Source organism: Chryseobacterium jejuense (assembly GCF_900100075.1).
In the GTDB taxonomy this organism is placed as follows: domain Bacteria; phylum Bacteroidota; class Bacteroidia; order Flavobacteriales; family Weeksellaceae; genus Chryseobacterium; species Chryseobacterium jejuense.
Genome location: NZ_FNEG01000001.1, coordinates 1,213,201 through 1,238,155 on the forward strand (window position 1 = coordinate 1,213,201; position 24,955 = coordinate 1,238,155).

The window sequence follows — 24,955 nt, forward strand, 5'->3', positions numbered from 1 at the left end:
TTTAGATTACTTAATCAGTAACTTTGTCAACTATTGAAATAAAACTATTTTTCAAAAGCTCAGAGGGATAAATGAACTGTTCTCCATTATTGTTTCTGATAACTATAGCTGCCTGCTCATTGTTTAAGCATCTGTCAATTTGTTCCTGCATTTCATTAAGCTTGCCTGGAGCTACATCCAACGTATATTTTCCTGTAGAATGGGTAATCTGAACAATTTTTTCTTTCATGATTAAAAATTTAAGTCTTTCAAAGATAACTTTTTTCCCTTAAGTGAGAAGAAATGTAATGGGAGACAATGATTTCTTAAAAATATCGGCTTAAAACCAACAGATAATTTTACGTTTTGTAGCTTTACAGGAACAATCACGTCTTTTCTTTAAAAATAATTTAGTAATTAGATAAAAGGTTTTTTAGAATATAAATTGAAAGAGGAAAACATGAATAAATTGATAGCTGTCTCTTTGCTGGTTTTTGTAGGATGTCATAAAAAAGAAAATAATAAATTAAACCAACATAATCCTGCACAGTCTGAAGAAATATGATCTTTAGAAGTAATCAATTTTGGGGGTAAATTTGGAGTGTATTCAAGAATATCAATCAATCAGGACTCTGTACATTACAGTCATAAGATCAATACTGAGCCCCATAAGATGGAGTTTAGCCGGAAAATTAAGGCAGAAGATTGGAAAAACATAATAAACAAAATTGATCTGAATGCTTTTAGAAATATAGCAGAAGGGAAGAGTATACAGCCTATGGATGGTATTGATACAAAGATTATGATCATAAGCAATAAGGATACGCTTTCAAAAATAAATGCCTATGATAATCCCATATGGGAGATTATATTAGAAAATGTACACCAATATCATCAAGAATAGGATTAGCATCATGCTGGGCTTCACAGATAACTATAATTTTCAATTTTTACCTACTTTTGCTTCAATACCCGATACAAGTAAAAACAAAAACATTCCATGTCTCAATATACCAAAGCCACGGCCATCGGATTCTGTGCCATTCTCCTATGGTCTTCCATTGTAGGACTCATTAAAGAAGTAAGTCATTCCTTTGGAGCCACCGCAGGAGCAGCTTTAATATATACTGTAGCTTCAGTGTTTTTACTTTTGACCATGAAATGGACTCCCTTATCAAAATTCCCAAAGAAATATTTGATAGTTGGAGGATTGCTTATGGTATCTTATGAGCTTTGTTTAGCCCTTTCCATTGGATACTCAACCAATAGCAGACAAGCAATTGAAGTGGGAATGGTTAATTATCTTTGGCCAACATTTACAATGGTAGCAACTATTCTTTTCGCCAACAAAAAAGCAAACTGGCTGATTGTTCCGGGAATTATACTTTCTATGTTGGGTATTGTCTGGGTATTGGGCGGAGAGCAGGGATTGGATATTTCTCAGATGCAAGCCAATATTAAAACAAACCCATTAAGTTACGGATTAGCTTTTATTGGAGCTTTGTTATGGGCGGCTTATTGTGTAGTTACCGTTCGCATAGCCAATGGTGTAAACGGAATAACATTATTTTTTATGATGGTGGCTGTTGCATTATGGATCAAATATCTGATTATTGGTGATTCCGGCAATATGCAGGTCAACCTTTCTTCAGTTATATATCTTTTACTTGCAGCATGTGCCATGGGGTTTGGGTATGCAGCCTGGAACATTGGGATCTTAGGTGGAAACGTTACTGTTTTAACAGGTGCATCCTATTTTATTCCTGTTTTATCATCGGCATTGTCTTCCGTTATTCTATCTACAACATTAGGATTATCTTTTTGGCAGGGAGCTGTTATGGTTTGTGCAGGTTCTGTACTTTGCTGGTTGGCCACAAGAGAACGGAGAACCCAATAATAATTTTGATTCCGGATATCACATCAACGTATTATACTCAAGGGGAAATAATTATTTCATTTGTGTTCCTGTTAAAATTTTAAATGATCAGTTATAGAATGTCAAACTATCAATTTGCTTATGTATTGAATAATTAACGTATTTTTATAGTTCTTGTAAATAAACTAATAAAGATATGATGAAATATAAACTGGCTTTACTCAGCACTGTTATCGTTTCCTGCATGAATGCACAGCAAAAGAATACTCAATTGCATCAGATTTTTGACCAATATTATAAAGAATCAAATGTATTGAGCCCATTAAATGCAACCTTTAACGGTATTGACGGTTATAATGATCAGCTTCCCGCTGATGATGAAAATCAACTCAAAAAGATTCATGACTTTTATATAAAATATTCCAATCTTCTGAAGCCTTTTGAAAATCAGGCTCTGAACAAAGAAGACCGTATTTCACTCGCAATTTTAGAAAATGATATACAAATTGCGCTGAAAATAGAAAAATATCATGAGGAATATATGCCTATCAATCAGCTGGGGAGCATTCCTACCTACATGGCAATGTTGGGTTCCGGTACTTCAGCACAGCCTTTCAAAACAGTAAAAGACTATGATAATTGGTTGAAGCGTTGTCAGGCTTTCTCAAGATGGACAGATATTTCTATACAAAATATGCGAAAAGGTATCAAAGCAGGAATTGTTTTGCCAAAATCTTTAGTAGTGAAAGTTATTCCGCAGCTACAAAAACTGGCAAAAAATAATGATCAGTCTTCTTTCTATGAACCGATTAAGAATTTTCCAAAGAGTTTTTCAAAAGAAGAGCAGAATCGTTTAAGCAAAGATTTTAAAGATGTTCTAGGGGAAAATATTTTCACTTCCATGCAGAAACTAGCAGATTTTTTCCAGAATGAATACCTGCCAAAAGCCCGCTCATCTTCAGGAATCAATGTGTTCTCCAATGGAAAAGAAATGTATAAAGATTATATTTTTTCAATGGTAACAGTGGATAAAGACCCTGAAGAAGTTTACCAGTTAGGCTTGTCTGAAGTAGCAAGAATTACTGCAGAAATGGAAAAAATTAAGAAGTCTATCGGTTTTAAGGGCTCTCTCCCTGAATTATTTGAATTTATGAAAACCGATAAGCAATTCATGCCGTTTAAAACAGACAAAGAAGTGCTAGAGGCTTATCAGAATGTTCATGATAAGATAAAGCCTAACTTATCGAAGTATTTTGGGATTACGCCTAAAACACCTTTTGAAATTCGCAAAACAGAAGAATTTAGAGCAGCCTCAGCTTCACCGCAATATATTCCCGGAAATCTTCCAAGCAACCGTCCCGGAATTTTTTATGCCCCTATTTTAGACCCTGCAAAAATCAACATTACCAATATGGATATGGAAAGTGTTTTTTTACATGAAGCCATTCCTGGGCATCACTATCAGATAAGCATTCAATATGAAAACACTTCCGTTCCGGAGTTTCGACAAAAGTATACAAATGGAGCATTTGTAGAAGGGTGGGCATTGTATACAGAATCCTTGGGAAAAGATTTGGGAGTTTATACCAATCCTTACCATCAGCTGGGAGCATTAGGTACAGAGATGCACCGCGCTATCCGTTTGGTAGTGGATTCCGGCTTACATACAGGAAAAATGACACGCGAAGACGCCATTAAGTATATGTTAGATAACGAACCTGTTTCTGAACAGTTTGCTACGGCCGAAATAGAACGTTATATGGCCAGCCCTGGACAAGCGCTTTCTTATAAAATCGGAGAATTAAAAATAAAAGAACTGCGTGATAAATACAAAATTCAGTTAGGGTCTAAATTTAATATCAGGGACTTCCATGATACTATCCTGAAAGGTGGGGCGATGCCTCTTACTGTTTTTGAAAATTATATGGATGACTGGGCAAATAGTATCAAATAGAATACTGAATTTTTTATAATTTGCATATGAATAGAAAAGACTGATCCCGATCAGTCTTTTTTTTATTTAATCTGTTTTGAAAGTGTTTAAATATCTGTAGCAGGATGTATTGTTAACAAAATAATAGTCCTTCGTACTTAGCAATAATCTGATTAGTTATTTTTTGACTATTTACTTTAAATCTTTTATTATAAAATCCTGGATAAACTGCCGGAATAAGAGTTAAATGACCATTTTAAGCATAAAACGACCATTTTAGAGAATAAGGAATGATCTAATTTTGCATGAAAGAGGATAACAAAATGAATAAACGCATTGATTGTTAATCATTCTTCTGAAAAATATAATCACCAATATCTAAAATAATGAATCATGTTAAAAATTAATCGTTACACCTGTTGTATTTTGATTTTTCTTTTATGTTTTTTCTGTAATGCAAAAGCGCAAAAGAATATAGAATATGTTCTTCCTACAACAGCTTTTAATAAAGAAGAAGCCTATAAAATGCTTGAAGAAGGAAATAGCAGCATTGAAGGCACTCTTTCATTTAAAAAAAGAGGCTATGTCAATTATCCGGGGTACCTAGCCAAAGTTTTATTATATCCTGTAACGCCACATCTTATGGAGTATATTGAACTTAAAAAGAAATACAATAGCCGGAAAAAACAGGCGGCAATGACAAAGGAAGCCGCTATGGCCCGCATTGAAACAAAGACCATAGATGAGAAAGGTCATTTTATGTTCACTAACATAAAACCTGGAAAATACTATGTTGTAAGTTTAGTAACATGGGAAAAAGTGAGAAGCAGCCAGGTTCAGTCGGGGCCGGTTATTTCCAACAAAAATGGTCTTGGAATCCAGATGGGTGGTGGTTCTTTTTCAACAGAAACCCAATATGAATCAAGAGCTTATGAGGAAGAGGTAGGTGAATATATTGATGTTTCAGGAAATAATAAAGTTACTGTTATCAACATCGCTAAATAATCGTACGATTTGAAATCAATCACTGTTCACATAAAAAACTAATCATTAAAAATGAAACTAATGAAAACAGTTACAATAATTCTCATACATCTGTATTTAGGTATTTTTACTCTAAAAGCCCAAAGCATTAATTTTCCGGACGAGAATTTTAAAGCCGCCCTGATTGCGCAAGGTATTGATACAAATGGAGATGGAAACATCCAAAAATCAGAAGCCGTCAATATTAAAAAGCTACATGTAAATAATGCCGATATTTCTTCGGTTGTAGGGATTAAAAATTTTACGAACCTTGAAGACTTTGCCTTTCTTGATAACAATTTAACCGCTGTTGATCTTGAAGGGATGCGAAACCTTAAATATCTTTATGGAATCAAGAATAAAATTACACAGCTCAAATTAAAAGGCTGTACAAGCCTGGAAGTAATTTTTATGGATCAAAATGAATTATCTGTTTTAGATCTTTCTGGGCTAACAGAGTTAAAGGACATTAGAATCAATGTGAATAAGTTAAAATCGATAGATCTGAGTAAAAAGCCTAAATTGGAAAATGTACAACTTTTCAGAAACCAGCTAACCGCATTTAAAGCCGATAATTCTTTTGATATTAAAGTGCTGGATCTTTCTAAGAATTTAATAACAGAAATAGATCTCAGACCTTATTCTCAACTTAAAGAAGCTGATCTTAATGGTAATCCGCTAAGAAAAATTAATGTGGAAGGGCTTAGCAAACTGGAAAAACTTTATTTGGAACCTCCAATTTTTACATCATCTCTTATTAATCAAATAAATACCTCCGGACTTGTTAGTTTACAAGAGTATAAATGGTAAATTAATATAGAAGATTGTAGAGTATGTATCTAAAAAAAGACTGATCATAATCAGTCTTTTTTATTATTTAATTTGTTTTAAAAGTGTTTTTACTTCACTTAGAATCTTTATTATAAACTTCTTGAACGGGCTACCGAAAGAAGGTAGATTAAATGCGCAAACATGTTTCTTTTTACAGATTCCACTTTGATATTTCCTGTTGTTGGATCTATAGTGGTCACAAGATCAGCTGTACATTGTAGTCCTCCCAGATATGAGCTTGCAAGATAATTTGATGTCCCAGCTGCAGAGGAGATGATCGGATATTGAGGAATAGGCTTAGTAACATCTGTTGTAACTCCTTTATTATCAATGTAACGGGCGCTCCATACTCCTGAAAACTGCCCATTTGCAGGGGTAATGTTTTGACCCACCACAATTTTAGTTTCAATAGGGGTATTAAAACCTAAGCATGAGCTGTAATGACTTAAAGAAACTACACAGGATGATGCATTATCTGTAGGCTGGAAGCATTTTCCCTCATAGATAGTGGCTCTTAATTCCACCCCTGATGTTGAAGTATTCAATATGGCTTTAGGTGAGAAAATTTCCTCAGGAGATAGTAAGCCAAATGTACCATCTGCATTAGCAGTTACAATTTGTTGTTCATTATTCGATAGACCTCTTACCCTTACCGATCCGTTAACATCCAACGTGCTTGTGGGCGTTGTTGTGTTAATTCCAACTTGTGCATTTGCAAAACTACACAAAGCAAATGCTGTCAAAAAAAAAGTCTTTGTTTTCATGGTATTTTTTAGATACGTTATATTTTTCACTAAGGTAAGAAATATGTATCAATGAAGAATAAAAAACTAATTAAAAATATGTTACATCAAAATTTATATTATAATATATGTTTATTAATGAAAATTTTAAATAAAGGCTTTTGAATATTAACTCAAAAATTAATGTTCCTTATTTTGTTTGAAAAATATTTGTATTTTAGCCGAAATATGTTGCTTTTTAACAAACATATTGTCCACTAATTAAAATTCAGATAATTTGAAGAAAAAATTAGTAGATTTGCACGAAATAAAAAATAATAAATATTAAGCTCATTCTCTATAACAGGATATTTTTAATAGAATGCAATAGAGGATAACAGGATTTTTAGGTTATAAAACTACTGAAACTATGAAGAAACTTTTTTTACTTTTACTAACGGCATTTTTATTTATCGGTTGCAGCTCTGATGATGATACAATTTATGATTATGTAGGAACATGGTCTGGAACTTATGAAGGTGGTGATACAGGAGTGTGGAATTTTGTAGTGGATAAGACAGGGAAAGTATCAGGAACCATGCATTCTGATGTTAGTAGTGAGAATTATAATATTTCCGGTAACGTAAACACTACCGGAGATCTGGTAGGAACAGTGGGGCTTCCGTCAAAAGGAGAATTTAAAGGAAAACTTAATCTGGATAAAAAAGGAAACGGAAGCTGGTCTAACACCCTTCCAACTCCGGCACAATACGGAACCTGGAAAGGAGACAAGAAATAAAACAAAACCTGCCGATTGGCAGGTTTTTTTATTTATACAAATCCCATGTGGGAAATTTCATTACTTTCATTCTTCAATACTAAAAAATAGAGGACTGCATCATCTTCTGAAAAATACTTTTTAAAAGATATCGGATCTTGATTCAAAGACAGATCTTCTTCAGCCTTTTCAACCGTATAATTTTCTGAATCCAGCTTTAAAGTAATGATTGTTGCTTTTTTGGATTGAACCCCTTTTATATAGAGGAGATGATCCTGACGTTCAATTTCGGTCAATACATTTTTTATTTCACCAAACAGGAAATTGATAAGATGTTTCTTTCCTTCCTCAGTTTTTAGTCCGTTTTCAACCGTTCGTTTTCCTCGTTCGGAAATGGTATCTAAATCCTTTATTTCAGTCATCAGCCTGGCAAACTTCTGGTAGAGTAGGGCATCACCTGTTTCTTTAAGATAAAGTTCCAGGCTGTTTCTAATGATCTTTCCCGTTTTGGAACAATGCCCGAATTCAGAGCTGTTCTGCCTTACCTTTTCATAAGACGGATCTTTTTTAAAAGCCTTTTTATTGAACCCGCTTTTCTTCCGAACCACATTTTTGCCATTCAGAGTGTAAAAAACAAGATCTCCCACAGAGCCTTTAATCTTGATGAGACTTTCATAGGTTGCCATATCGTCAAAATTGAATTCAAATATAGCAATAAATAACGATAATCAAAATTTTAACATATATTTATTATATAGTTGTAGTATAGTTATATCATAATTAAAATATAAAATGTATATTTGTACATCAATCGTTAATCAAGTAAAAATCAGACGAGTATGGGATCAGGATTATTTGAAAAAAAATTGAGTATAAAGCAGCTTTCTGTATTGCTGATTGTATCTGCTTTTGTAGTGTCCTGCGGATCTTCAAAGAATGTTTCTTCCAATAAGAAATCAGGATCCAAAACAGTGGCAAAATCTGAAAATCTAAGAAAACTGGATTCTAAGTTTGATGGAAATGTATCAAGATCTATCAACGATGTTTTAAAGGATGCAGAAAAATATCTGGGAACACCTTACCGGTTCGGGGGGAATACGTCTTCAGGTTTCGACTGTTCCGGATTTACCGTAAAAGTTTTTGAAGAAAATGCTTTTAATCTTCCAAGGAGATCTTCCGATCAGGCTGAAACAGGGGAAAATATTGATATCAGGGATGTGAAACCCGGTGATTTACTGTTTTTTGCAACCGCTGGAGGAAGCAGAGTTTCCCATGTAGGGATTGTTCATGACATTGGCCCCGATGGTGAAGTGAAATTCATTCATGCTTCTACCTCAAAAGGAGTGGTTATTTCATCCCTGAACGAAAAATATTGGAACAAAGCCTATCTTCACGCCCAAAGGGTTTTATAGCAATTTCCATGGAGAACAGAACGTTTGCTTTTATTAAAACAGACAAGAAACTGGTGAAACTTTTCTTTAAGGATATCAATGTTATCAAAGGTCTGGGGAATTATGTAGAAGTACATACCATAGATCAGAACAGATACATCTATTACAGAACCCTTAAAGATCTGATAGAAAACCTGCCGGAAGAATTCATGCGGGTTCATAACTCCTATATTGTTAACTTAACCAATATTGAATCTTTTGAAGATAATCATTTATTATGTGGAAACTTAAAAATAACCGTTGCTAAAAGCTATAAAGACTGTCTTCTTGAAGCCATTAGCAAAATGATGCTTTAAAAATCAATCCACATCCATCAATAAACCATATACATCAGATTGTAGCCCATCCGTATAAAAAAGTTTTTATTCAATTCCTCTTCACTTAGTTTTACAGAAACTTTCAAAAATGGATAAAAACAAAGCACTGGATTACATCAGAACCCATAATCTTATCGGAATAAAAGCCGGTTCAGAAAGACCGGAATTTCTGGAAATCTGGATGGTAGTTGCTCAGAATAGAATTTTTGCAAGATCCTGGGGATTAGCCGAAAAAAGCTGGTATAATACTTTCCTGAAATGCTCGGAAGGACAAATCAAATGTGGCAATGTAATATATAATGTACAAGCTGTGATCCCTGAAGACTTAAATCAACTAACTGATGAAATTAATCAGGTTTATCTTACAAAATATAATTCTGAACACAATCGTAAATATGCAGTAGGAATCATTGAAGATAAACATATTGAAAAAACCATGGAGTTTGTTATTAGAGAAGTGGAATAAAGAAAAACGAAATATTAATTCAATAGGAACGGGCTTTAGCCCGTTCAATATTATAAAACCTGTTCCATTGGCTTTAGCCAAAACCTAATAAAAAAGCAACCCATTTAAAAAGGGTTGCTTTCCATTCAAAATATAATTTCTATATAATGTATTGATTACATGTGCTCACAAGCAGGTACTGCAAGTTCTTTTTCATTATCATTTTCTTCATCAGCTGCAATACTTTTGGGAAAAGAGAAGAAACTCAGTACAAATGTAGCGGCAAGCAGTAAAACACTTACGGAAAGAACATATTGAACTCCATAATAGGAACTTACAATTCCTCCTAGAAATGCACCTAATGAAATTCCAATATTAAAAGATGATGTAAGCAAGCTGTTTACAAATTCCAGCGCATGATGCGGAATATTTTGGGTAGTTCTGATATTTGATACCAAAAAACCACCTGTATGAATCATTCCCCAAAAAGATACAATAATGACCATAGGAATAAAAGCTCCTCCCAGTAAGTAAGCTAGAATTTGTACTGTAATTAATAATAGTAAAAACAGTCGTGTTGTTAGTTTTACATTTCGGTTTAAAGCGATTCCCATGAGCCAATTCCCAAGAGTTCCCATGCCTCCGAAAAGAAGCAGCATAATACTGATTTGAGCACCATCCATTCTGGTAATTTCTTCAAGATAAGCAGTAAGATACGTATAGCTGGAGAACATGGCTGCCAATGTCCCAATAGTAGAAATAAGGTTAATCCACAAAAGAGGGTTTTTCAATATGGTTAGCTGGTTTTGCTCAGATTTTTCTTTTTCCGCAGGAATAGAGGGAATGAAAAGCAATAACCCCATAAATGCAATTAAACTGATAGCGCTGCTCAGAAAAAACGAAGCTTTCCAATCATGAAAAAGATCAGCCGCATAGGTCGTCATCGGAATACCAAGAACAGTAGCAAGACTGAGTCCGAGCATTACAGTAGATACTCCTTTTGCTCCTTTTTCTTTGAATGCGATGGCAATGGAAATATTCCAGAACAGCGGATGCAATATGGCCGGCAATATACGGGCTATCATCAGCATGGTGAAGTTCGTAGAAAAAGCAGATATAAGATTCGAAAGTACAAATATGCTCATCACAAGACATAAAAGAAACTTGCGGTTTATTTTGGAGGTAAAAGAAGTGATAAAAGGTGAGGAGACGGCTACAGTAATAGCAAAAGCACTCAGTAGCCATCCTGCTGTATCAATTGATACTCCGAATTGCCTGCTGATTGTAGGAAGAATCCCAACAACCCCAAATTCAGTAGTAATAATACCGAAAGCCCCGAGCGCCAGGACATAGATTGATCTTTTCATTGATTGTAAAATTTTGACATAGCAAATTTGGACAGAAAAAATGTAAAAAATCAGTATATTTTAATGATAAATAAGTACATTTACCACATGAAAAGAGAGAATATAGATCAATTGGTTAAGGTTGAATACCATGTAACTGAAAACTGCCCTTTAAAAGGCAATCAGTATTCCTTTTTTCAGATTATTTATGTCATTTCTGGAAAAGGTTCTTTTACCATCAATAGCAATGTGGCTTCTTATAGCAAAGGTAGTCTTATATTACTGACTCCCGATGATAAACATCATTTGGAAGTTGAAGAAAAAACGGAGCTTCTACTCGTAAAGTTCAGTGATCGCTATGTCAAAGACTATAAATGGAACAGTATTAATTCAATAGGATGCTTATTGTATGGAGCTTCTTATCTTTCCGGCTGTATTTTGCAGAATAAACCTGATGTGGTTCTGGTGGATTCTATTGTTACCTCACTGCTCCATGGTCTGAATCACCCGGATCTTTATCAGGAAGAATTAACCCTGCATTATGTAAATGCATTAATTGTTATTGCAGCAAGGAATATATCCAAAATGCGTGTGGAGCATGCAGCATCCAATACAGATAAAAGAATAGTGGAGATTATTAATTATATTCAGGGAAATATCCATGATCCGGCACTTTTAAAAGTATCTGTAATCGCTCGGGAATTTGGACTTTCTGAAACCTATCTTGGCAGTTATTTTAAAAATCAGTGTGGAGAAACCATTACCCATTATATTCTGAATTATAAATTGAGGTTAATTGAACACAGGCTTCTTTTCAGTGATATGAGGATCAATGAAATTGTTACAGAATTTGGTTTTTCGGATGAAAGTCACCTGAATAAGTTCTTTAAAAAGAAGCATAATATGAGCCTTACTGAGTTTAAAAAAAGCAAAGCTTCTGCTAAATTAATGGTTTAGATAAAGTATGTATTGTTTTTTAAACTAATTGATTACAGTAGTTATGATTCAATAGGAACGGGCTTTAGCCCGTTTGTATAAAATTTCATCTTCCATTGGTTTTAGCCGAAACCTAAGGAATAGTTATTTTTCTAAAACCACCCCGTCAAAAATTCAAAGAATTTTTGCCACCCCTCCAGAGGAGGGGAATGTTTAGTTTTTCAACTGTGATATCCAATTTGAAATGGAATTTTCTGAAAGTTCAGGCAATCAGTTATCAGCTAAATATATCTCTTTTAAGCCATAGAAAATAGGTATTGACCATTGTTTTGATGAAAAGAAACTATTGCAATAGCATTGCATGCAGCAATCTCGGAATTTTGCCATAAACAATATAACTATGACAGATTTTATAAGATTCTTCATTCCTATTTATTTCATTGTGTTTTTTGCAGTCTGCTTTCTTGGAATCAGCATTGCGGTAGCTAAGAAAATCGGAAAGAGCCCAAATGTTTTACCGAAAGATGACTCTTCTTATGCATTGGTTGGTTCGTATTTTAAACTCATATTAGTCGTTTTATTTGTCTACACGGTATTGTCTTTAGTATTCCCGGACTCAGGAGCATATTTTACAATACATTTTCTGAAGCGTCCTTTGTTTCAGTGTGTTGGGGTAGGATTGATGCTTCTTGCCTTTATATGGGTGGTTATCGCTCAGTTTCAAATGAGGGATTCATGGCGGATAGGTATAGATGATCAAATGAAAACAGAGCTTATCACTACAGGATTATTCCAATACTCAAGAAACCCTATATTTTTTGGAATGACTTTGAGCCTTGTCGGTTTTTTCTTTGCTTTCCCTACAGTGATTGCTTTCTTTTTGCTAATAATAGGAAGTATTTTGATGCAGATTCAGATTCGCCTTGAAGAAGAACATTTACTGAGACAGCACGGTTCGGTTTATCTTACTTATAAAAAGAGGGTTGGACGTATGCTAAGCCTTTATTAAAAGCATAAACTTAAAAACTGTTTTGCTGAACTTTTTTGTATCTTTGGCGGGTATAATTTTTCAAACTAATTTAAATAAGAAACATGTCGTTACAACAAACTATTGAAAACATTTGGGATAATAGAGATTTATTACAAAATGAAGACAGCCAGAAAGCGATCAGAGAGGTGATTTCTTTATTAGATTCCGGAGAACTTCGTGTAGCTGAGCCTACGGAAAACGGATGGCAGGTAAATGAATGGGTGAAGAAAGCAGTAGTAATGTATTTCCCAATCCAAAAGATGGAAACTATTGAAGTAGGTCCATTTGAATTCCATGACAAGATTCCTTTAAAGAAAAATTATGCGGAAAAAGGAGTAAGAGTGGTTCCTCATGCTATTGCCAGAGAAGGTTCTTTTGTAGCTTCTGGAGTAATTTTGATGCCATCTTACGTAAACATTGGTGCTTATGTAGATTCAGGAACAATGGTAGATACTTGGGCTACCGTAGGAAGCTGTGCACAGATCGGTAAAAACGTTCACTTGAGTGGTGGTGTTGGAATCGGTGGTGTATTAGAGCCATTACAGGCAGCTCCGGTAATTATTGAAGATGATTGTTTCATTGGTTCAAGATGTATCGTAGTAGAAGGAGTTCACGTAGAAAGAGAAGCGGTATTAGGTGCTAATGTTGTTTTAACAGCATCTACAAAAATTATCGATGTAACAGGAAGCGAGCCTATCGAGATTAAAGGAAGAGTTCCTGCTCGTTCTGTAGTAATCCCTGGAAGCTATACAAAACAATATCCAGCAGGAGAATATCAGGTTCCTTGTGCACTGATCATTGGTCAGAGAAAAGAATCTACAGATAAAAAGACTTCTCTTAATGACGCATTGAGAGAAAATAATGTAGCTGTTTAAGATTAAGTCTTTGAACTAATACCACTTATTTTGAAAGAAAAATTTCTTAAAATACTATTAAACCCTAAATATATATTTGGGGTTTATATTATTGTAGCCATCGCTACTGCACTTTCCAAATTCTCTAGAGGATATCAGGCTATCAACAATTACTTGATTTTCAAGGGCGTTTTTTTCAATACGATTGATGAGAAAAACTTGTATTTAGCATACCCCGAGCGTTATGGTGATACAAACCATTATGGCATCTTTTTCAGTTTACTCATTGCTCCTTTTGCAGTAATGCCGGACTGGCTGGGAATTGCTCTTTGGAATGTTGCCAATACAGCTGTTTTTCTGTATGCCATTCACAAACTTCCGTTTTCTGATGCTAAAAAAGCAATTTTTGCCTTATTATGTTTGCAGGAATTCATCACTGCTGCGGTGAGTTTGCAGTTCAATATAGCGTTAGTAGGACTTTTGATGCTATCGGCAACTTTCATTTATGAAAGAAAAGAAGTACAGTCGGCTACAGCCATTGTAGTAGGAATTTTTGTGAAAATTTACGGAATTGTAGGGTTGTCACAGTTTTTCTTCATCAAAAATAAAGTCAAGTTTATTCTTTCAGGAATTGGTATTTCCATCCTGTGTTTAGTAATTCCAATGATCTATTCCAGTCCTCAGTTTGTGATTCAGAGTTACTCAGACTGGGCAACGTCTCTAATCTCAAAAAATAGTGATAATCAGATCTTAGGAAATATGCAGGATATATCATTAATGGGATTTGTAAGAAGGATTTTGGGTGACGCATCCATTTCCAATCTTAGCTTTTTAGCTTTTGGTATTCCTTTATTTGCATTGCCATATATCAGAATCAAGCAGTATAAAAACTATGCATTTCAATTGATGATTTTAGCTTCTACATTACTCTTTTTGGTATTGTTCAGCTCAGGATCAGAATCGCCAACGTATATTATTGCAGTAGCGGGAGTAATGATCTGGTTTATGCTTCAAAAAGAAAAAACACCTTTTATTATTGGATTGTTGGTATTTGTTATCATTTTAACCTGTTTCTCACCATCAGATTTATTCCCGAAATTTATAAAACAAAATTATATCATTAAATATTCTTTGAAAGCCGTACCTTGTATCATTGTTTGGTTAAGAGTTATTTACGAACTAATGACTAAGGATTTCGAAAAGGATTACACTTTAAATTAATGTATGAAGAAAATTTCTATTGTCATTCCTGCGCACAACGAAGAAGGTAATGTTGCTTTAGTTCATGAAAAAATAAAAGAAGTTTTTTCAGGACTGAAAAATTATGATTTTGAGATCATTTTTGTTAATGACGGAAGCAGAGATAACACACAGCAGAAGTTGGAGGAACTGTCCCAAAAGCATGAAGAAGTAAAATTTATTGAGTTTTCCAGAAACTTTGGACACCAGCCAGCAGTGAAAGCCGGAATGGATTTTGCAGATGGAAATGCTGTGATTTCTATGGATGGCGACCTTCAGCATCCGCCGGAACTCATTCCTGAAATGCTTAAGAAATGGGAAGAAGGGTATGATATTGTATTTACAGTAAGAACCTATCCTAAACAAATATCTTTTTTCAAAAGGAAAACTTCAGATGTATTCTATAAACTTTTATCCAGCCTTTCCGATGTGAATCTTACCAAAGGTGGTGGCTCGGATTTCAGATTGATGGATGCCAATGCTGTAGAGGCTATGAGAAGTTTTAAAGAAGATGATCTGTTCTTAAGAGGATTAACCAGCTGGATGGGGTATAAACAAATCGGTATCGATTTTACAGCAGGAGAAAGATTAGCAGGAGAGAGCAGTTATAACCTTAAAAAGATGCTCACATTTGCTTTTACAGGAATTACAGCTTTTAGTGTAAAACCGCTTTATTTAGCAGCTTATCTGGGCTTTTTATTCTCTTTCTTTTCAGTGATTGGATACGCTGGGTACGTCATCTATGCATTTGTTGTCCGTACTGAAATCTCAGGTTGGGCATCATTAATTATGACCATTGTGTTCTTTGGAGGTATTCAACTGATTATCCTGGGAATTATTGGTATTTATTTAGGTAAGATCTTTAAACAGGTTAAAGAAAGACCTAATTATATTATAAAAAACAAAAATTTTTAAATGGTTTTATTAAGTTTTGATATCGAGGAGTTCGACATGCCTTTGGAATATAAAGGCGAGATCTCTTTTGATAAACAAATCTCTATATCTCAGCACGGACTTGAAAATATTTTAAATATTCTTAAAAAACACGGAGCAAAAGCTACCTTTTTTTCTACCGTAGTCTTTGCAGAAAACAGCAAACATCTTATTGAAAGATTATTAAATGAAGGGCACGAGCTGGCTTCTCATACATGGTTTCATTCAGAATTTGAAGATAAACATCTCAAAGAATCAAGAGAAAGACTGGAAGAATTATTTTCCACAAAAGTAACTGGTTTAAGAATGCCAAGAATGATGCCTGTAGATGAAAAAGAAGTAGAAAAAGCTGGATATTCATACAATTCTTCCATCAATCCTACATTTTTACCGGGAAGATATAATAACCTTAAAGTATCAAGAACGTACTTTAATGAAGGAAATGTAATGCAGGTTCCTGCATCGGTATCCCCGAATTTCAGAATTCCTTTATTCTGGCTAAGCTTTCACAATTTCCCTTTAGCCATCTATAAAAAACTGGCTGCTGATGTGTTGAAAAAAGACAAGTATCTGAATATTTACTTCCACCCTTGGGAATTCTCATCTATTAAAGACGAAGCATTCAAACTGCCTGGTTTTACGGTGAAAAACTCTGGAAAAGATATGGTGGAAAGATTTGATACCTTTGTAGGATGGCTTAAAGAAAAAGGCCATACCTTTGGTACCTTTCAGGAATTTCAAAAACAGATACACGCATGAAAATTGCTTTTGACGCAAAACGTTTCTTCCATAACACATCCGGCCTAGGCAACTATTCAAGAGATCTGGTAAGAATTCTTTCGCAATATGAGCCGGACAATGAATATCTGTTGCTCAATAAAAACAAATCCGAGCGTGGAAAGGGTATTCTTGACCGCCCCAATGTTAAGTTTGTGGAAACTTCAAAAGGGAGTCTTTCACGCCAGCTTAAAATGGGGAAAGACGCTCAAAAGCAAGGAGCTGATATTTTCCATGGCTTATCTGGCGAATTGCCTTTGAAATGGGACCAGAAACCCATTAAAAAGATCGTAACCATCCATGATTTGATCTTTGTGAGATATCCGCAGTATTATTCCTTTTTTGACCGTAAAATACACCTTTGGAAGTTTAAAAAAGCGGCGAATATGGCTGATAAAATCATTGCTATTTCAGAGCAGACTAAAAGAGATATTATTGAGTTCTTAAGGGTTCCTGAAAGCAAAATTGAAGTCATTTATCAGGGCTGTCACCATGCGTTTAAAGAACAGCAGTCTCCGGAACAGATCCAGGCTGCCAAAGATAAATTCAAACTTCCGGAAAGGTTTATTCTGAATGTAGGAACCATTGAAGACCGTAAGAATCTTCTGAATGTGGTAAAAGCTATCAAAGATACTGGAATTCCGTTGGTAGTGATAGGAAGAAAGACCAAATACTATCAGAAAATAGAAAGTTTCCTGAAGAAAAACAAGATGGAAAAGCAAGTGCTTTTTCTGGAAGGTGTTTCTATGGATGAACTGGCTGTACTCTATAAACTGGCTGATATTTTTGTGTATCCAAGCTTCTTTGAAGGCTTCGGAATCCCAATAATAGAGGCCCTTTTCTCAAAAACAGTAGTGATAACAAGTAACACAAGCTGTCTGCCGGAAGCAGGTGGAAAAGATTCAGTATACATCAATCCTAAAAATGATCTTGATATCAGAGCCAAGATAAAATTTTTATGGGAAAATGAATCAGAAAGAAAACGCCGTGAGGAAAAGGGTTTCGAGTTTGTTCAGAAGTTTAATGACGAACCTATTGCCAGAAATTTGATGAACCTTTATCAAAAAATTATCTGAAAAAACTTTGCATTTTAAAAATAAATCCTACATTTGCATCATAATTCAATACAATGAAGCCAATATTTTTAGCATTACATCATTATTATCATCATCTCTGTTAGGCGGAATTGATTGATATTATGTGTATGCTGAAATCAAAAATAATTAAAAACCGTCTGAGTAAATAGACGGTTTTTTTGTTTCCTGAATTCTCCTCAGAAATTTCAACAGATCAGTTTTTATTTACTCAGACTCAAAAAAGACGAAATGAGTAAATTAAAAATTGCGATTCAGAAAAGCGGCCGTTTATATGAAGAATCTCTTCAGCTTCTCAAAGACTGCGGAATCTTTGTCAACAACGGAAAAGACCAGCTTAAAGTTTCCGTAGACAACTTCCCGATGGAAATCATGTATCTGCGAAATTCAGACATTCCTCAATACCTTGAAGATGGAGTGGTGGATATTGCGATCGTAGGCGAAAATCTTTTAATTGAAAAACAAAAAAAGATTCAGATTGTTGAGAAACTAGGTTTTTCAAAATGCCGTGTATCCATCGCTGTTCCAAAAGAAATTGAAACCGATGATCTGTCTTACTTTCAAGGCCGAAAAATTGCCACTTCTTACCCCAATACCCTTAAAAATTTTTTAGAAAATAAAGGCATCACTTCAGATATCCACGTTATCTCCGGTTCCGTAGAAATTGCTCCCAATATTGGGCTGGCAGACGGAATCTGTGATATTGTAAGCTCAGGAAGCACTTTGTTCAAAAATGGATTGAGAGAAACAGTGACTTTATTGAAATCAGAAGCTGTTCTAGCTCAGACTCCTCAATTATCATTTGAAAAAGCCGCCATTCTAGATAAATTTCTTTTCAGAATCCAAGCCGTTTTAAAAGCAAAAAACTCAAAATACATCCTGATGAATGTTCCCAATGATATGATTCAGAAAGTGGCTGATGTACTTCCTGTACTGAAAAGCCCTACAGTGATTCCATTGGCCGAAGAAGGCTGGAGCAGCATTCATTCCGTAATTGATGAAGAAAGATTCTGGGAAGTGATTGACGAGCTGAAGGAAAACGGAGCGCAGGACATTCTCATCATTCCTATTGATAAAATGGTGATTTAAAACATAAAAATAATGAACGGTTAAGAAAAGACAGGTAAGGTAAATTTATGATAAGTTAAGTTTATAAATATGATTATAACTAACTCAAAATCATAATAATTAAAAGAAAGTTAATAAAACCGCAATAATAAACCATTAAGAAAAATGTAGATTTTAAGATAAGTTAAGGCTTCAGTCATAATCTTAAGAGCTAAAAAAAGTAATTTAATTCACACTAAGAAAAAATAATACAGATGAAAATATATCGATATCCAGTAAAAGACACATGGACAGAGCTGGTGAAGCGCCCTGTTTTTGAACGGGAAGAAATTTCCGGACTGATTGCTGAAATATTTGCGGAAGTGGAAAACAAAGGCGACAAAGCCTTAATAGGGTTCAATAAAAAATTTGATAAAGCAGAAACCAAGAGTATTGCTGTTACCGAAGAAGAAATTAATAATGCAGAAAATGAGCTTAGCAATGATTTAAAGAAAGCCATCCAACAGGCAAAAGACAATATTTTTAAATTTCACGATTCACAAAATCCAGAAATCCAGAAAATTGAAACAACAAAAGGGGTGGTTTGCTGGAGAGAAAACAGAGCGATAGAGAAAGTGGGGATTTATATTCCGGGAGGCACAGCACCTCTATTTTCAACAGTCCTGATGCTTGCTGTACCTGCTAATATTGCAGGATGTGAGGAAATTATTCTTTGTACACCACCAGATAAAAACGGAGCTGTTAATCCGGCGATTTTATATACAGCCAAGCTTTGTGGAGTTTCAAAGATCTTTAAAACAGGAGGAGCCCAAGCAGTAGCAGCAATGACTTTAGGAACTGAAAGCATTCCACAGGTATACAAGATTTTCGGCCCTGGAAACCAGTTTGTCGTAGCAGCAAAAGAATATGCTCAAAGGTATGGAGTAGCCATTGATATGCCGGCAGGCCCAAGTGAAGTTCTTGTGATTGCTAATGAACAAGCGGTTCCGGAATTCTGTGCTGCAGATTTGCTTTCACAGGCAGAGCATGGTAGCGACAGTCAGGTAATTTTTCTGACAACCGATCTTAAAGTTTTTAATGAAACAATCAGTGCTGTTGAGCAACAAATCAAAGACTTATCGAGAAATGAAATGGCTGGAAAAGCTCTTGAGAACAGTTGTTTCATTTTGTTGAACAGCCTTGAAGAAGCCGTTGAGTTCAGTAATTTATATGCTCCGGAACACCTTATTCTGGCGATGGATGAATTTGAAAAATATATTCCCATGATTCAGAATGCAGGTTCGGTATTCCTTGGAAATTATTCCTGTGAAAGTGCCGGAGATTATGCCAGCGGAACCAATCACACCCTTCCCACAAATGCTTATGCAAAAAACTATAGTGGAGTATCTCTGGACAGTTTTGTAAAGAAAATCACCTTCCAGCATTTATCAAAGAGAGGTCTTCAGAATTTAGGGAAAACAATAAAAGTAATGGCAGAAGCAGAAGGTCTTCTGGCTCACAAAAATGCAGTATCAATAAGATTAAAAAAATAATATGAACACAATCAGTATCAATACATTAGTAAGAGAAAATGTTTTAAAATTAAAACCTTATATCAGTTTCAGGGACCATAATGAATTTAACGAGCCAACTTATTTAGATGCTAATGAAAGCCCTTTTGGAGAATGGAACCGCTACCCGGATTCTACGCAGAAAAAGCTAAAAAACAGCTTGGCTGAGCTTAGAAATCTTTCCCCTGCGCAAATAGCGGTAGGAAATGGAAGTGACGAACTGATCGATTTGATTATTAAAATCTTCTGTGAGCCTAAAAAAGATGCTATTCTGATGATGAATCCTTCTTTCGCGATGTATGGTTTTTATGCAACCATCAATGAAAATAAGGTTTTGCAACTGGAACTGGATGAGAACTTTGAGATTGTAAAAGAAGACTTTTTAAATACAGTTAAAGAAGAACCTATAAAGGTTTTCTTTCTGTGTTCTCCTAACAATCCAACCGGTAACAGTACGGAAGATATTGAATTCTACCTTCAGAATTTTAATGGAATTGTAGTGGTAGACGAGGCTTATATTGAATTTTCTGGGAAAAAATCAAGTCTGGAATTGCTGGCTCAGTATCCTAATCTGATTGTTCTTCAGACCTTTTCAAAAGCTTGGGGAATTGCAGGTGCCAGAGTAGGCGTTGCGTACGCTTCTGAAGAAATAATCCAGTTAATCAATACTGTGAAAGCTCCTTACAATGTGAATGCGTTAAGCCAGGAACTTATTTTGAATGCGCTTGAAGATGAAAACAGAGTAAAGGATAATGTTCGGGATATTATTGCAGAACGCACATGGTTACAGGATCAGTTTAAAGACATTAAATGTATTCGTAAAGTATTTCCAACAGATGCTAACTTCTTTTTAATCAAGCTGAACAACATTGATGAAGCATATACCCAAATGCTGGAACAGGAAATATTAACAAGCAGAAGAGATCCGGCTATTCCGGGATGTATCAGGATTAATGTAGGGAATCGTCAGGAAAATGAAAAACTAATTAACCTTTTAAAAAACATTTAGTGATGAAGAAAGTATTGTTTATTGATCGCGATGGAACCCTGATTATAGAACCACCTACTGATTTTCAAGTGGATTCGTTGGAAAAGCTGGAGTTTTATCCAGGGGTCTTCCAAAACCTTTCAAAAATTGCTAATGAACTGGATTATGAATTGGTGATGGTGACCAATCAGGACGGGTTAGGAACAGAAAGTTTCCCTTTTGAAGAGTTTATTAAACCTCATGAAAAAATGCTTAAAGCCTTTGAAAATGAAGGCATTATTTTCAGTAATATTTTGATTGATAAAAGCTTTGAAAGTGAAAATCTACCTACCCGAAAACCAGGCACCGGAATGCTGTCAAAATACATTTATGGTGATTACGACTTGAAAAATTCATATGTAATTGGTGATCGAAGTACAGATGTGCAACTCGCTAAAAACTTGGGATCTAAATCTGTTTTTCTCAACCAAAACTTTAATGAAGAAGCAGACCTGACAACAACACAATGGAATGAGATTTACCAGTTCTTAAAGTCTGGAATGAGAAAGGCAAAAGTCTACAGAAAGACCAATGAAACAGAAGTAGAAATTGAAGTCAATCTTGATGGAAGCGGAATATCTGAAATTTCAACGGGGCTTCACTTTTTTGATCATATGTTGGATCAGATCGCCAGACACGGAAATATGGATCTTACCATCAAAGTAAAGGGAGATCTTCAGGTAGATGAGCACCACACAGTGGAAGATACGGGAATTGTGTTAGGTGAAGCTATTTTAAAAGCATTAGGCAAGAAAAAAGGAATTGAAAGATATGGTTTTCTTCTTCCAATGGATGATTGCCTTTCACAAGTAGCCATTGATTTTGGTGGTAGGTCCTGGCTGATGTGGGATGCAGAATTTAAAAGAGAAAAAATAGGAGATGTGCCCACGGAAATGTTCTTCCACTTTTTTAAATCATTCACAGATTCTTCAAAAACGAATTTAAATATTAAAGCAGAAGGAGAGAATGAACACCACAAGATAGAATCCATCTTCAAAGCTTTTGCAAAAGCAGTAAAAATGGCGGTCAATCAATCGGATGCGAGCTACAATTTACCTTCAACCAAAGGAAGTTTATAATATGATTGCAATAATAAAATATAACGGAGGCAATGTAAGCTCCGTACAGAACGCTTTAAACAGGCTAAATATCAGTTCAGTCATCACTGATGACCCTGAACTCATCCTGAAAGCAGATAAGGTTATTTTCCCCGGTGTGGGCGAGGCTTCCTCAACAATGAAACTTTTGAAGGAAAGAGGCTTGGATATTCTTATCCCAACGTTGAAACAGCCCGTTTTGGGTATATGTCTGGGGATGCAGCTGATGTGCAAAGGAAATGAAGAAGGAAACACAGAGGGTATGGGGATTTTCGATATCAATGTCAAAAGATTTCCGCCTTTGGAACTGGTTCCTCATATGGGATGGAACACCGTTTCAGAACAGGATTCTTCATTGTTTTCCGGAATTAAACCAGAAAATGATGTCTATTTTGTTCACAGCTATTACTGTGAATTGTCAGAATACACCACTTCGGTTTGTGATTATATTCTTCCGTTCAGTGCCTCTCTGCAGAAAGAAAACTTTTATGCGGTTCAGTTTCACCCGGAAAAATCGGGAAGTGTGGGCAGTAAAATAGTAAGTAATTTTATAAACTTATCATGATGAAGATTATCCCGGCGATTGATATTATTGATGGAAAATGTGTGCGTTTATCCAAAGGAGATTACAGTACCAAGAAAATTTACAATGAAGACCCTGTAGAAGTAGCCAGGGAATTTGAAGACTTTGGGATCCAGTTTCTTCACCTGGTGGATTTGGATGGAGCAAAATCAAAACATATCGTGAATCAGAAAGTGCTTGAAAATATTGCAAAATCTACTTCGTTACATATTGATTTTGGAGGTGGATTAAAGACCTCGGATGATATTGAAATAGCTTTTAATTCAGGTGCAAAGCAAATTACACTAGGAAGTATTGCGGTACAGGATCCTGAATTTTGTCTTAAAGTTCTTGAAAATTATGGCCCTGAAAAAATCATTTTGGGGGCAGACTGCGACAATAGAAAGATTAAAACCTCCGGCTGGCAGGAAGAAAGTGATAAAGATATCATTGATTTTATTCTTGAATACCAGAAAAAAGGAATTCAAACTACCATATGTACTGATATTGCGAAGGATGGAATGCTGGAAGGACCTTCAACAGGGCTCTATATTGAAATTCTATATAAAACCACATTGCAATTAGTGGCTAGTGGTGGTATTTCCGGCATTAAAGATGTACATAAAATGAAAGATATCGGATGCACAGGAACTATTATCGGAAAGGCTATTTATGAGGGTGAAATAAGCCTGCAACAACTTCAAAATTTTATTGAAAATGCTTAAAAAAAGAATTATTCCATGTTTGGATATTAAGGATGGAAATACGGTAAAGGGAATTAATTTTGAGGATCTGAAAAATGCCGGTGATCCTGTAGAATTGGCTAAAAAATATGAATTGGAAGGGGCTGATGAGCTTGTCTTCCTCGATATTACAGCAACCATTGAAAACAGGAAAACCTTTGTGGATCTGGTCCGGAAAATAGCTCAGGAACTGAGTATTCCATTTACCGTGGGTGGAGGAATTGCCTCTGTGGAAGATGTAAGAAAGCTTTTGGAAGCTGGAGCAGATAAGATCAGTATCAATTCTTCTGCAGTAAAAGATCCGAAGCTCATTTCTGAGCTAGCTAGTGAATTCGGAAGCCAGTGTATTGTAGTTGCTATAGACACCAAAAAAGTAGGTTCTGCCAATCTGGTTCATATTAAAGGCGGAAGAGAAGCCACAGAACTTGAAACTTTAGAATGGGCCAGAAGAACAGAAGCCTTGGGAGCTGGTGAAATTCTTTTAACCTCTATGGATGGTGACGGAACTAAAAACGGATTTGATCTTAGTATTACAAAACTGGTTTCAGAAAGAGTAACAATCCCAGTTATTGCTTCCGGTGGTGCCGGATCGGTAGATGATTTTATTAAAGTATTCAATGAAACGAAAGCTACAGGAGCTCTGGCAGCCAGTATATTCCATTTTAATGAAATAGCGATTCAGGATTTAAAACAACAATTAAAAACTCAAAAAATAGAAGTGCGATGAATATTGATTTTAACAAAGATAACGGGCTTGTTCCGGTAGTGATTCAGGATAACCGAACGCTGCAGGTTCTGATGCTTGGCTACATGAATGAGGAAGCATTTGAGAAAACGAAAAAAGAAAAAATAGTAACATTCTTCAGCCGTTCCAAAAACAGACTCTGGACAAAAGGTGAGGAATCGGGTAATTTTCTGACTGTAAAAAGTATTGATATCGATTGTGATCAGGATACGCTGCTGATTAAGGTTATTCCTACCAATATAGTATGTCATACTGGGAGTTTCAGTTGCTTTGGTGAAAAAGATTCCAAAGGATTTTTATATGAGCTGGAAGAAAAGATATCTCAAAGAATTGATAATAAGACTGAAGATTCCTATACCTATTCACTCTATCAGAGAGGAATGAATAAAATGGCTCAAAAAGTAGGAGAGGAAGCTGTAGAATTAGTTATTGAAGCTAAAGATAATAACGAAGCTCTCTTTAAAAATGAAGCTGCAGATTTACTGTACCATTTCCTGATTTTGTTGAAAGCCAAAGGATTTTCAATCGAAGAGATTGAAGAAATTCTTAAGAAAAGAGATCAATGAAACCTTTGAATTTTTTCAAAGGTTTTTTTATAA

Annotated in this window: 28 protein-coding genes; 24 read left to right on the plus strand and 4 right to left on the minus strand. The window is 35.2% G+C overall.

All coding sequences use genetic code 11. The annotated features are described in order from the left end of the window. Window positions 1–10: 10 nt before the first annotated feature. Window positions 11–229 carry a glyceraldehyde-3-phosphate dehydrogenase gene (locus BLS98_RS05445; RefSeq protein ID WP_089734290.1) on the minus strand — a complete coding sequence of 73 codons (219 nt, stop codon included), beginning with the start codon at window positions 227–229 and terminating at the stop codon, window positions 11–13. A 351-nt stretch (window positions 230–580) separates the two neighbouring features. Here BLS98_RS05445 and BLS98_RS05450 point away from each other — a divergent pair, with 351 nt between their 5' ends. The 5 genes from BLS98_RS05450 (at window position 581) to BLS98_RS05470 (ending at window position 5,621) form a co-directional block, all read left to right on the plus strand. Next, window positions 581–883, plus strand: a complete 303-nt coding sequence (locus BLS98_RS05450; RefSeq protein WP_139166080.1) for a hypothetical protein — start codon at window positions 581–583, stop codon at window positions 881–883. Between the two features lie 96 nt (window positions 884–979). Next, window positions 980–1,876 (plus strand): aromatic amino acid DMT transporter YddG, encoded by an 897-nt coding sequence (yddG, locus tag BLS98_RS05455; protein ID WP_089734294.1) that lies wholly within the window; start codon window positions 980–982, stop codon window positions 1,874–1,876. Between the two features lie 175 nt (window positions 1,877–2,051). Beyond that, window positions 2,052–3,809 carry a DUF885 domain-containing protein gene (locus BLS98_RS05460; protein WP_089734296.1) on the plus strand — a complete coding sequence of 586 codons (1,758 nt, stop codon included), beginning with the start codon at window positions 2,052–2,054 and terminating at the stop codon, window positions 3,807–3,809. A gap of 372 nt (window positions 3,810–4,181) precedes the next feature. After that, a complete protein-coding gene (locus BLS98_RS05465; RefSeq protein ID WP_089734297.1) occupies window positions 4,182–4,793 on the plus strand; it encodes a hypothetical protein in 612 nt (203 codons plus the stop codon). A 60-nt stretch (window positions 4,794–4,853) separates the two neighbouring features. After that, window positions 4,854–5,621 (plus strand): leucine-rich repeat domain-containing protein, encoded by a 768-nt coding sequence (locus BLS98_RS05470; protein ID WP_139166081.1) that lies wholly within the window; start codon window positions 4,854–4,856, stop codon window positions 5,619–5,621. A gap of 110 nt (window positions 5,622–5,731) precedes the next feature. Here BLS98_RS05470 and BLS98_RS05475 read toward each other — a convergent pair whose 3' ends face one another. Further along, window positions 5,732–6,406 (minus strand): hypothetical protein, encoded by a 675-nt coding sequence (locus BLS98_RS05475; RefSeq protein ID WP_089734303.1) that lies wholly within the window; start codon window positions 6,404–6,406, stop codon window positions 5,732–5,734. A 388-nt stretch (window positions 6,407–6,794) separates the two neighbouring features. On the opposite strand from BLS98_RS05475, the gene BLS98_RS05480 reads away from it, so the two are divergent. Continuing rightward, window positions 6,795–7,163, plus strand: a complete 369-nt coding sequence (locus BLS98_RS05480; protein WP_089734305.1) for a hypothetical protein — start codon at window positions 6,795–6,797, stop codon at window positions 7,161–7,163. A 32-nt stretch (window positions 7,164–7,195) separates the two neighbouring features. On the opposite strand, the gene BLS98_RS05485 is transcribed toward BLS98_RS05480, so the two are convergent. Next, window positions 7,196–7,828 (minus strand): hypothetical protein, encoded by a 633-nt coding sequence (locus tag BLS98_RS05485; protein WP_089734307.1) that lies wholly within the window; start codon window positions 7,826–7,828, stop codon window positions 7,196–7,198. A 153-nt stretch (window positions 7,829–7,981) separates the two neighbouring features. Here BLS98_RS05485 and BLS98_RS05490 point away from each other — a divergent pair, with 153 nt between their 5' ends. The 3 genes from BLS98_RS05490 to BLS98_RS05500 all read left to right on the plus strand — a co-directional run bounded on the left by BLS98_RS05490 (window position 7,982) and on the right by BLS98_RS05500 (window position 9,376). Next, window positions 7,982–8,554, plus strand: a complete 573-nt coding sequence (locus tag BLS98_RS05490) for a C40 family peptidase (RefSeq protein ID WP_089734309.1) — start codon at window positions 7,982–7,984, stop codon at window positions 8,552–8,554. An 8-nt stretch (window positions 8,555–8,562) separates the two neighbouring features. After that, on the plus strand, window positions 8,563–8,889 hold the full coding sequence (locus BLS98_RS05495) for a LytR/AlgR family response regulator transcription factor (protein ID WP_089734311.1): 327 nt from the start codon (window positions 8,563–8,565) through the stop codon (window positions 8,887–8,889). A gap of 109 nt (window positions 8,890–8,998) precedes the next feature. Beyond that, window positions 8,999–9,376 (plus strand): DUF2255 family protein, encoded by a 378-nt coding sequence (locus tag BLS98_RS05500; RefSeq protein WP_089734312.1) that lies wholly within the window; start codon window positions 8,999–9,001, stop codon window positions 9,374–9,376. A 155-nt stretch (window positions 9,377–9,531) separates the two neighbouring features. On the opposite strand, the gene BLS98_RS05505 is transcribed toward BLS98_RS05500, so the two are convergent. After that, complete coding sequence (locus tag BLS98_RS05505; RefSeq protein WP_089734314.1) at window positions 9,532–10,722, minus strand: MFS transporter; 1,191 nt, start codon at window positions 10,720–10,722, stop codon at window positions 9,532–9,534. 63 nt (window positions 10,723–10,785) lie between these two features. Between BLS98_RS05505 and BLS98_RS05510 the strand changes: the two genes are divergently transcribed. From BLS98_RS05510 to hisIE, 15 genes are all read left to right on the plus strand, one after another. Then, entirely contained in the window at window positions 10,786–11,658 is an 873-nt protein-coding gene (locus tag BLS98_RS05510; RefSeq protein ID WP_228425142.1) for an AraC family transcriptional regulator, read from the plus strand. Between the two features lie 379 nt (window positions 11,659–12,037). Then, the gene (locus BLS98_RS05515) at window positions 12,038–12,646 is read left to right on the plus strand and encodes a methyltransferase family protein (protein ID WP_089734316.1); all 609 of its coding nucleotides are present in this window, start codon (window positions 12,038–12,040) and stop codon (window positions 12,644–12,646) included. 83 nt (window positions 12,647–12,729) lie between these two features. Beyond that, window positions 12,730–13,542 carry a 2,3,4,5-tetrahydropyridine-2,6-dicarboxylate N-succinyltransferase gene (locus BLS98_RS05520; protein ID WP_089734318.1) on the plus strand — a complete coding sequence of 271 codons (813 nt, stop codon included), beginning with the start codon at window positions 12,730–12,732 and terminating at the stop codon, window positions 13,540–13,542. 30 nt (window positions 13,543–13,572) lie between these two features. After that, window positions 13,573–14,742, plus strand: a complete 1,170-nt coding sequence (locus BLS98_RS05525; RefSeq protein WP_089734320.1) for a glycosyltransferase family 87 protein — start codon at window positions 13,573–13,575, stop codon at window positions 14,740–14,742. A gap of 3 nt (window positions 14,743–14,745) precedes the next feature. Further along, a complete protein-coding gene (locus tag BLS98_RS05530; protein WP_089734322.1) occupies window positions 14,746–15,675 on the plus strand; it encodes a glycosyltransferase family 2 protein in 930 nt (309 codons plus the stop codon). Beyond that, window positions 15,676–16,452 carry a polysaccharide deacetylase family protein gene (locus BLS98_RS05535; protein WP_089734324.1) on the plus strand — a complete coding sequence of 259 codons (777 nt, stop codon included), beginning with the start codon at window positions 15,676–15,678 and terminating at the stop codon, window positions 16,450–16,452. Beyond that, on the plus strand, window positions 16,449–17,546 hold the full coding sequence (locus BLS98_RS05540) for a glycosyltransferase family 4 protein (protein ID WP_089734326.1): 1,098 nt from the start codon (window positions 16,449–16,451) through the stop codon (window positions 17,544–17,546). Before BLS98_RS05535 ends, BLS98_RS05540 begins: the two co-directional genes overlap by 4 nt. Before the next feature lie 249 nt (window positions 17,547–17,795). After that, window positions 17,796–18,653 carry an ATP phosphoribosyltransferase gene (gene hisG / locus BLS98_RS05545; protein ID WP_089734328.1) on the plus strand — a complete coding sequence of 286 codons (858 nt, stop codon included), beginning with the start codon at window positions 17,796–17,798 and terminating at the stop codon, window positions 18,651–18,653. 233 nt (window positions 18,654–18,886) lie between these two features. After that, entirely contained in the window at window positions 18,887–20,164 is a 1,278-nt protein-coding gene (gene hisD / locus BLS98_RS05550; protein WP_089734330.1) for a histidinol dehydrogenase, read from the plus strand. Between the two features lies 1 nt (window position 20,165). Further along, entirely contained in the window at window positions 20,166–21,191 is a 1,026-nt protein-coding gene (hisC, locus tag BLS98_RS05555; protein ID WP_089734333.1) for a histidinol-phosphate transaminase, read from the plus strand. Window positions 21,192–21,193: 2 nt separating this feature from the next. After that, window positions 21,194–22,288, plus strand: a complete 1,095-nt coding sequence (gene hisB, locus BLS98_RS05560) for a bifunctional histidinol-phosphatase/imidazoleglycerol-phosphate dehydratase HisB (protein ID WP_089734335.1) — start codon at window positions 21,194–21,196, stop codon at window positions 22,286–22,288. A 1-nt stretch (window position 22,289) separates the two neighbouring features. Further along, window positions 22,290–22,871: an imidazole glycerol phosphate synthase subunit HisH gene (gene hisH / locus BLS98_RS05565; RefSeq protein WP_089734337.1), complete on the plus strand. Its 582-nt coding sequence runs from the start codon at window positions 22,290–22,292 to the stop codon at window positions 22,869–22,871. After that, complete coding sequence (hisA, locus tag BLS98_RS05570) at window positions 22,871–23,593, plus strand: 1-(5-phosphoribosyl)-5-[(5-phosphoribosylamino)methylideneamino]imidazole-4-carboxamide isomerase (RefSeq protein ID WP_089734339.1); 723 nt, start codon at window positions 22,871–22,873, stop codon at window positions 23,591–23,593. The genes hisH and hisA overlap by 1 nt, the downstream gene beginning before the upstream one ends. Next, on the plus strand, window positions 23,586–24,338 hold the full coding sequence (gene hisF / locus BLS98_RS05575; RefSeq protein ID WP_089734342.1) for an imidazole glycerol phosphate synthase subunit HisF: 753 nt from the start codon (window positions 23,586–23,588) through the stop codon (window positions 24,336–24,338). Before hisA ends, hisF begins: the two co-directional genes overlap by 8 nt. Continuing rightward, window positions 24,335–24,922 (plus strand): bifunctional phosphoribosyl-AMP cyclohydrolase/phosphoribosyl-ATP diphosphatase HisIE, encoded by a 588-nt coding sequence (gene hisIE / locus BLS98_RS05580; protein ID WP_089734344.1) that lies wholly within the window; start codon window positions 24,335–24,337, stop codon window positions 24,920–24,922. Before hisF ends, hisIE begins: the two co-directional genes overlap by 4 nt. The last annotated feature ends 33 nt before the right edge of the window (window positions 24,923–24,955 follow it).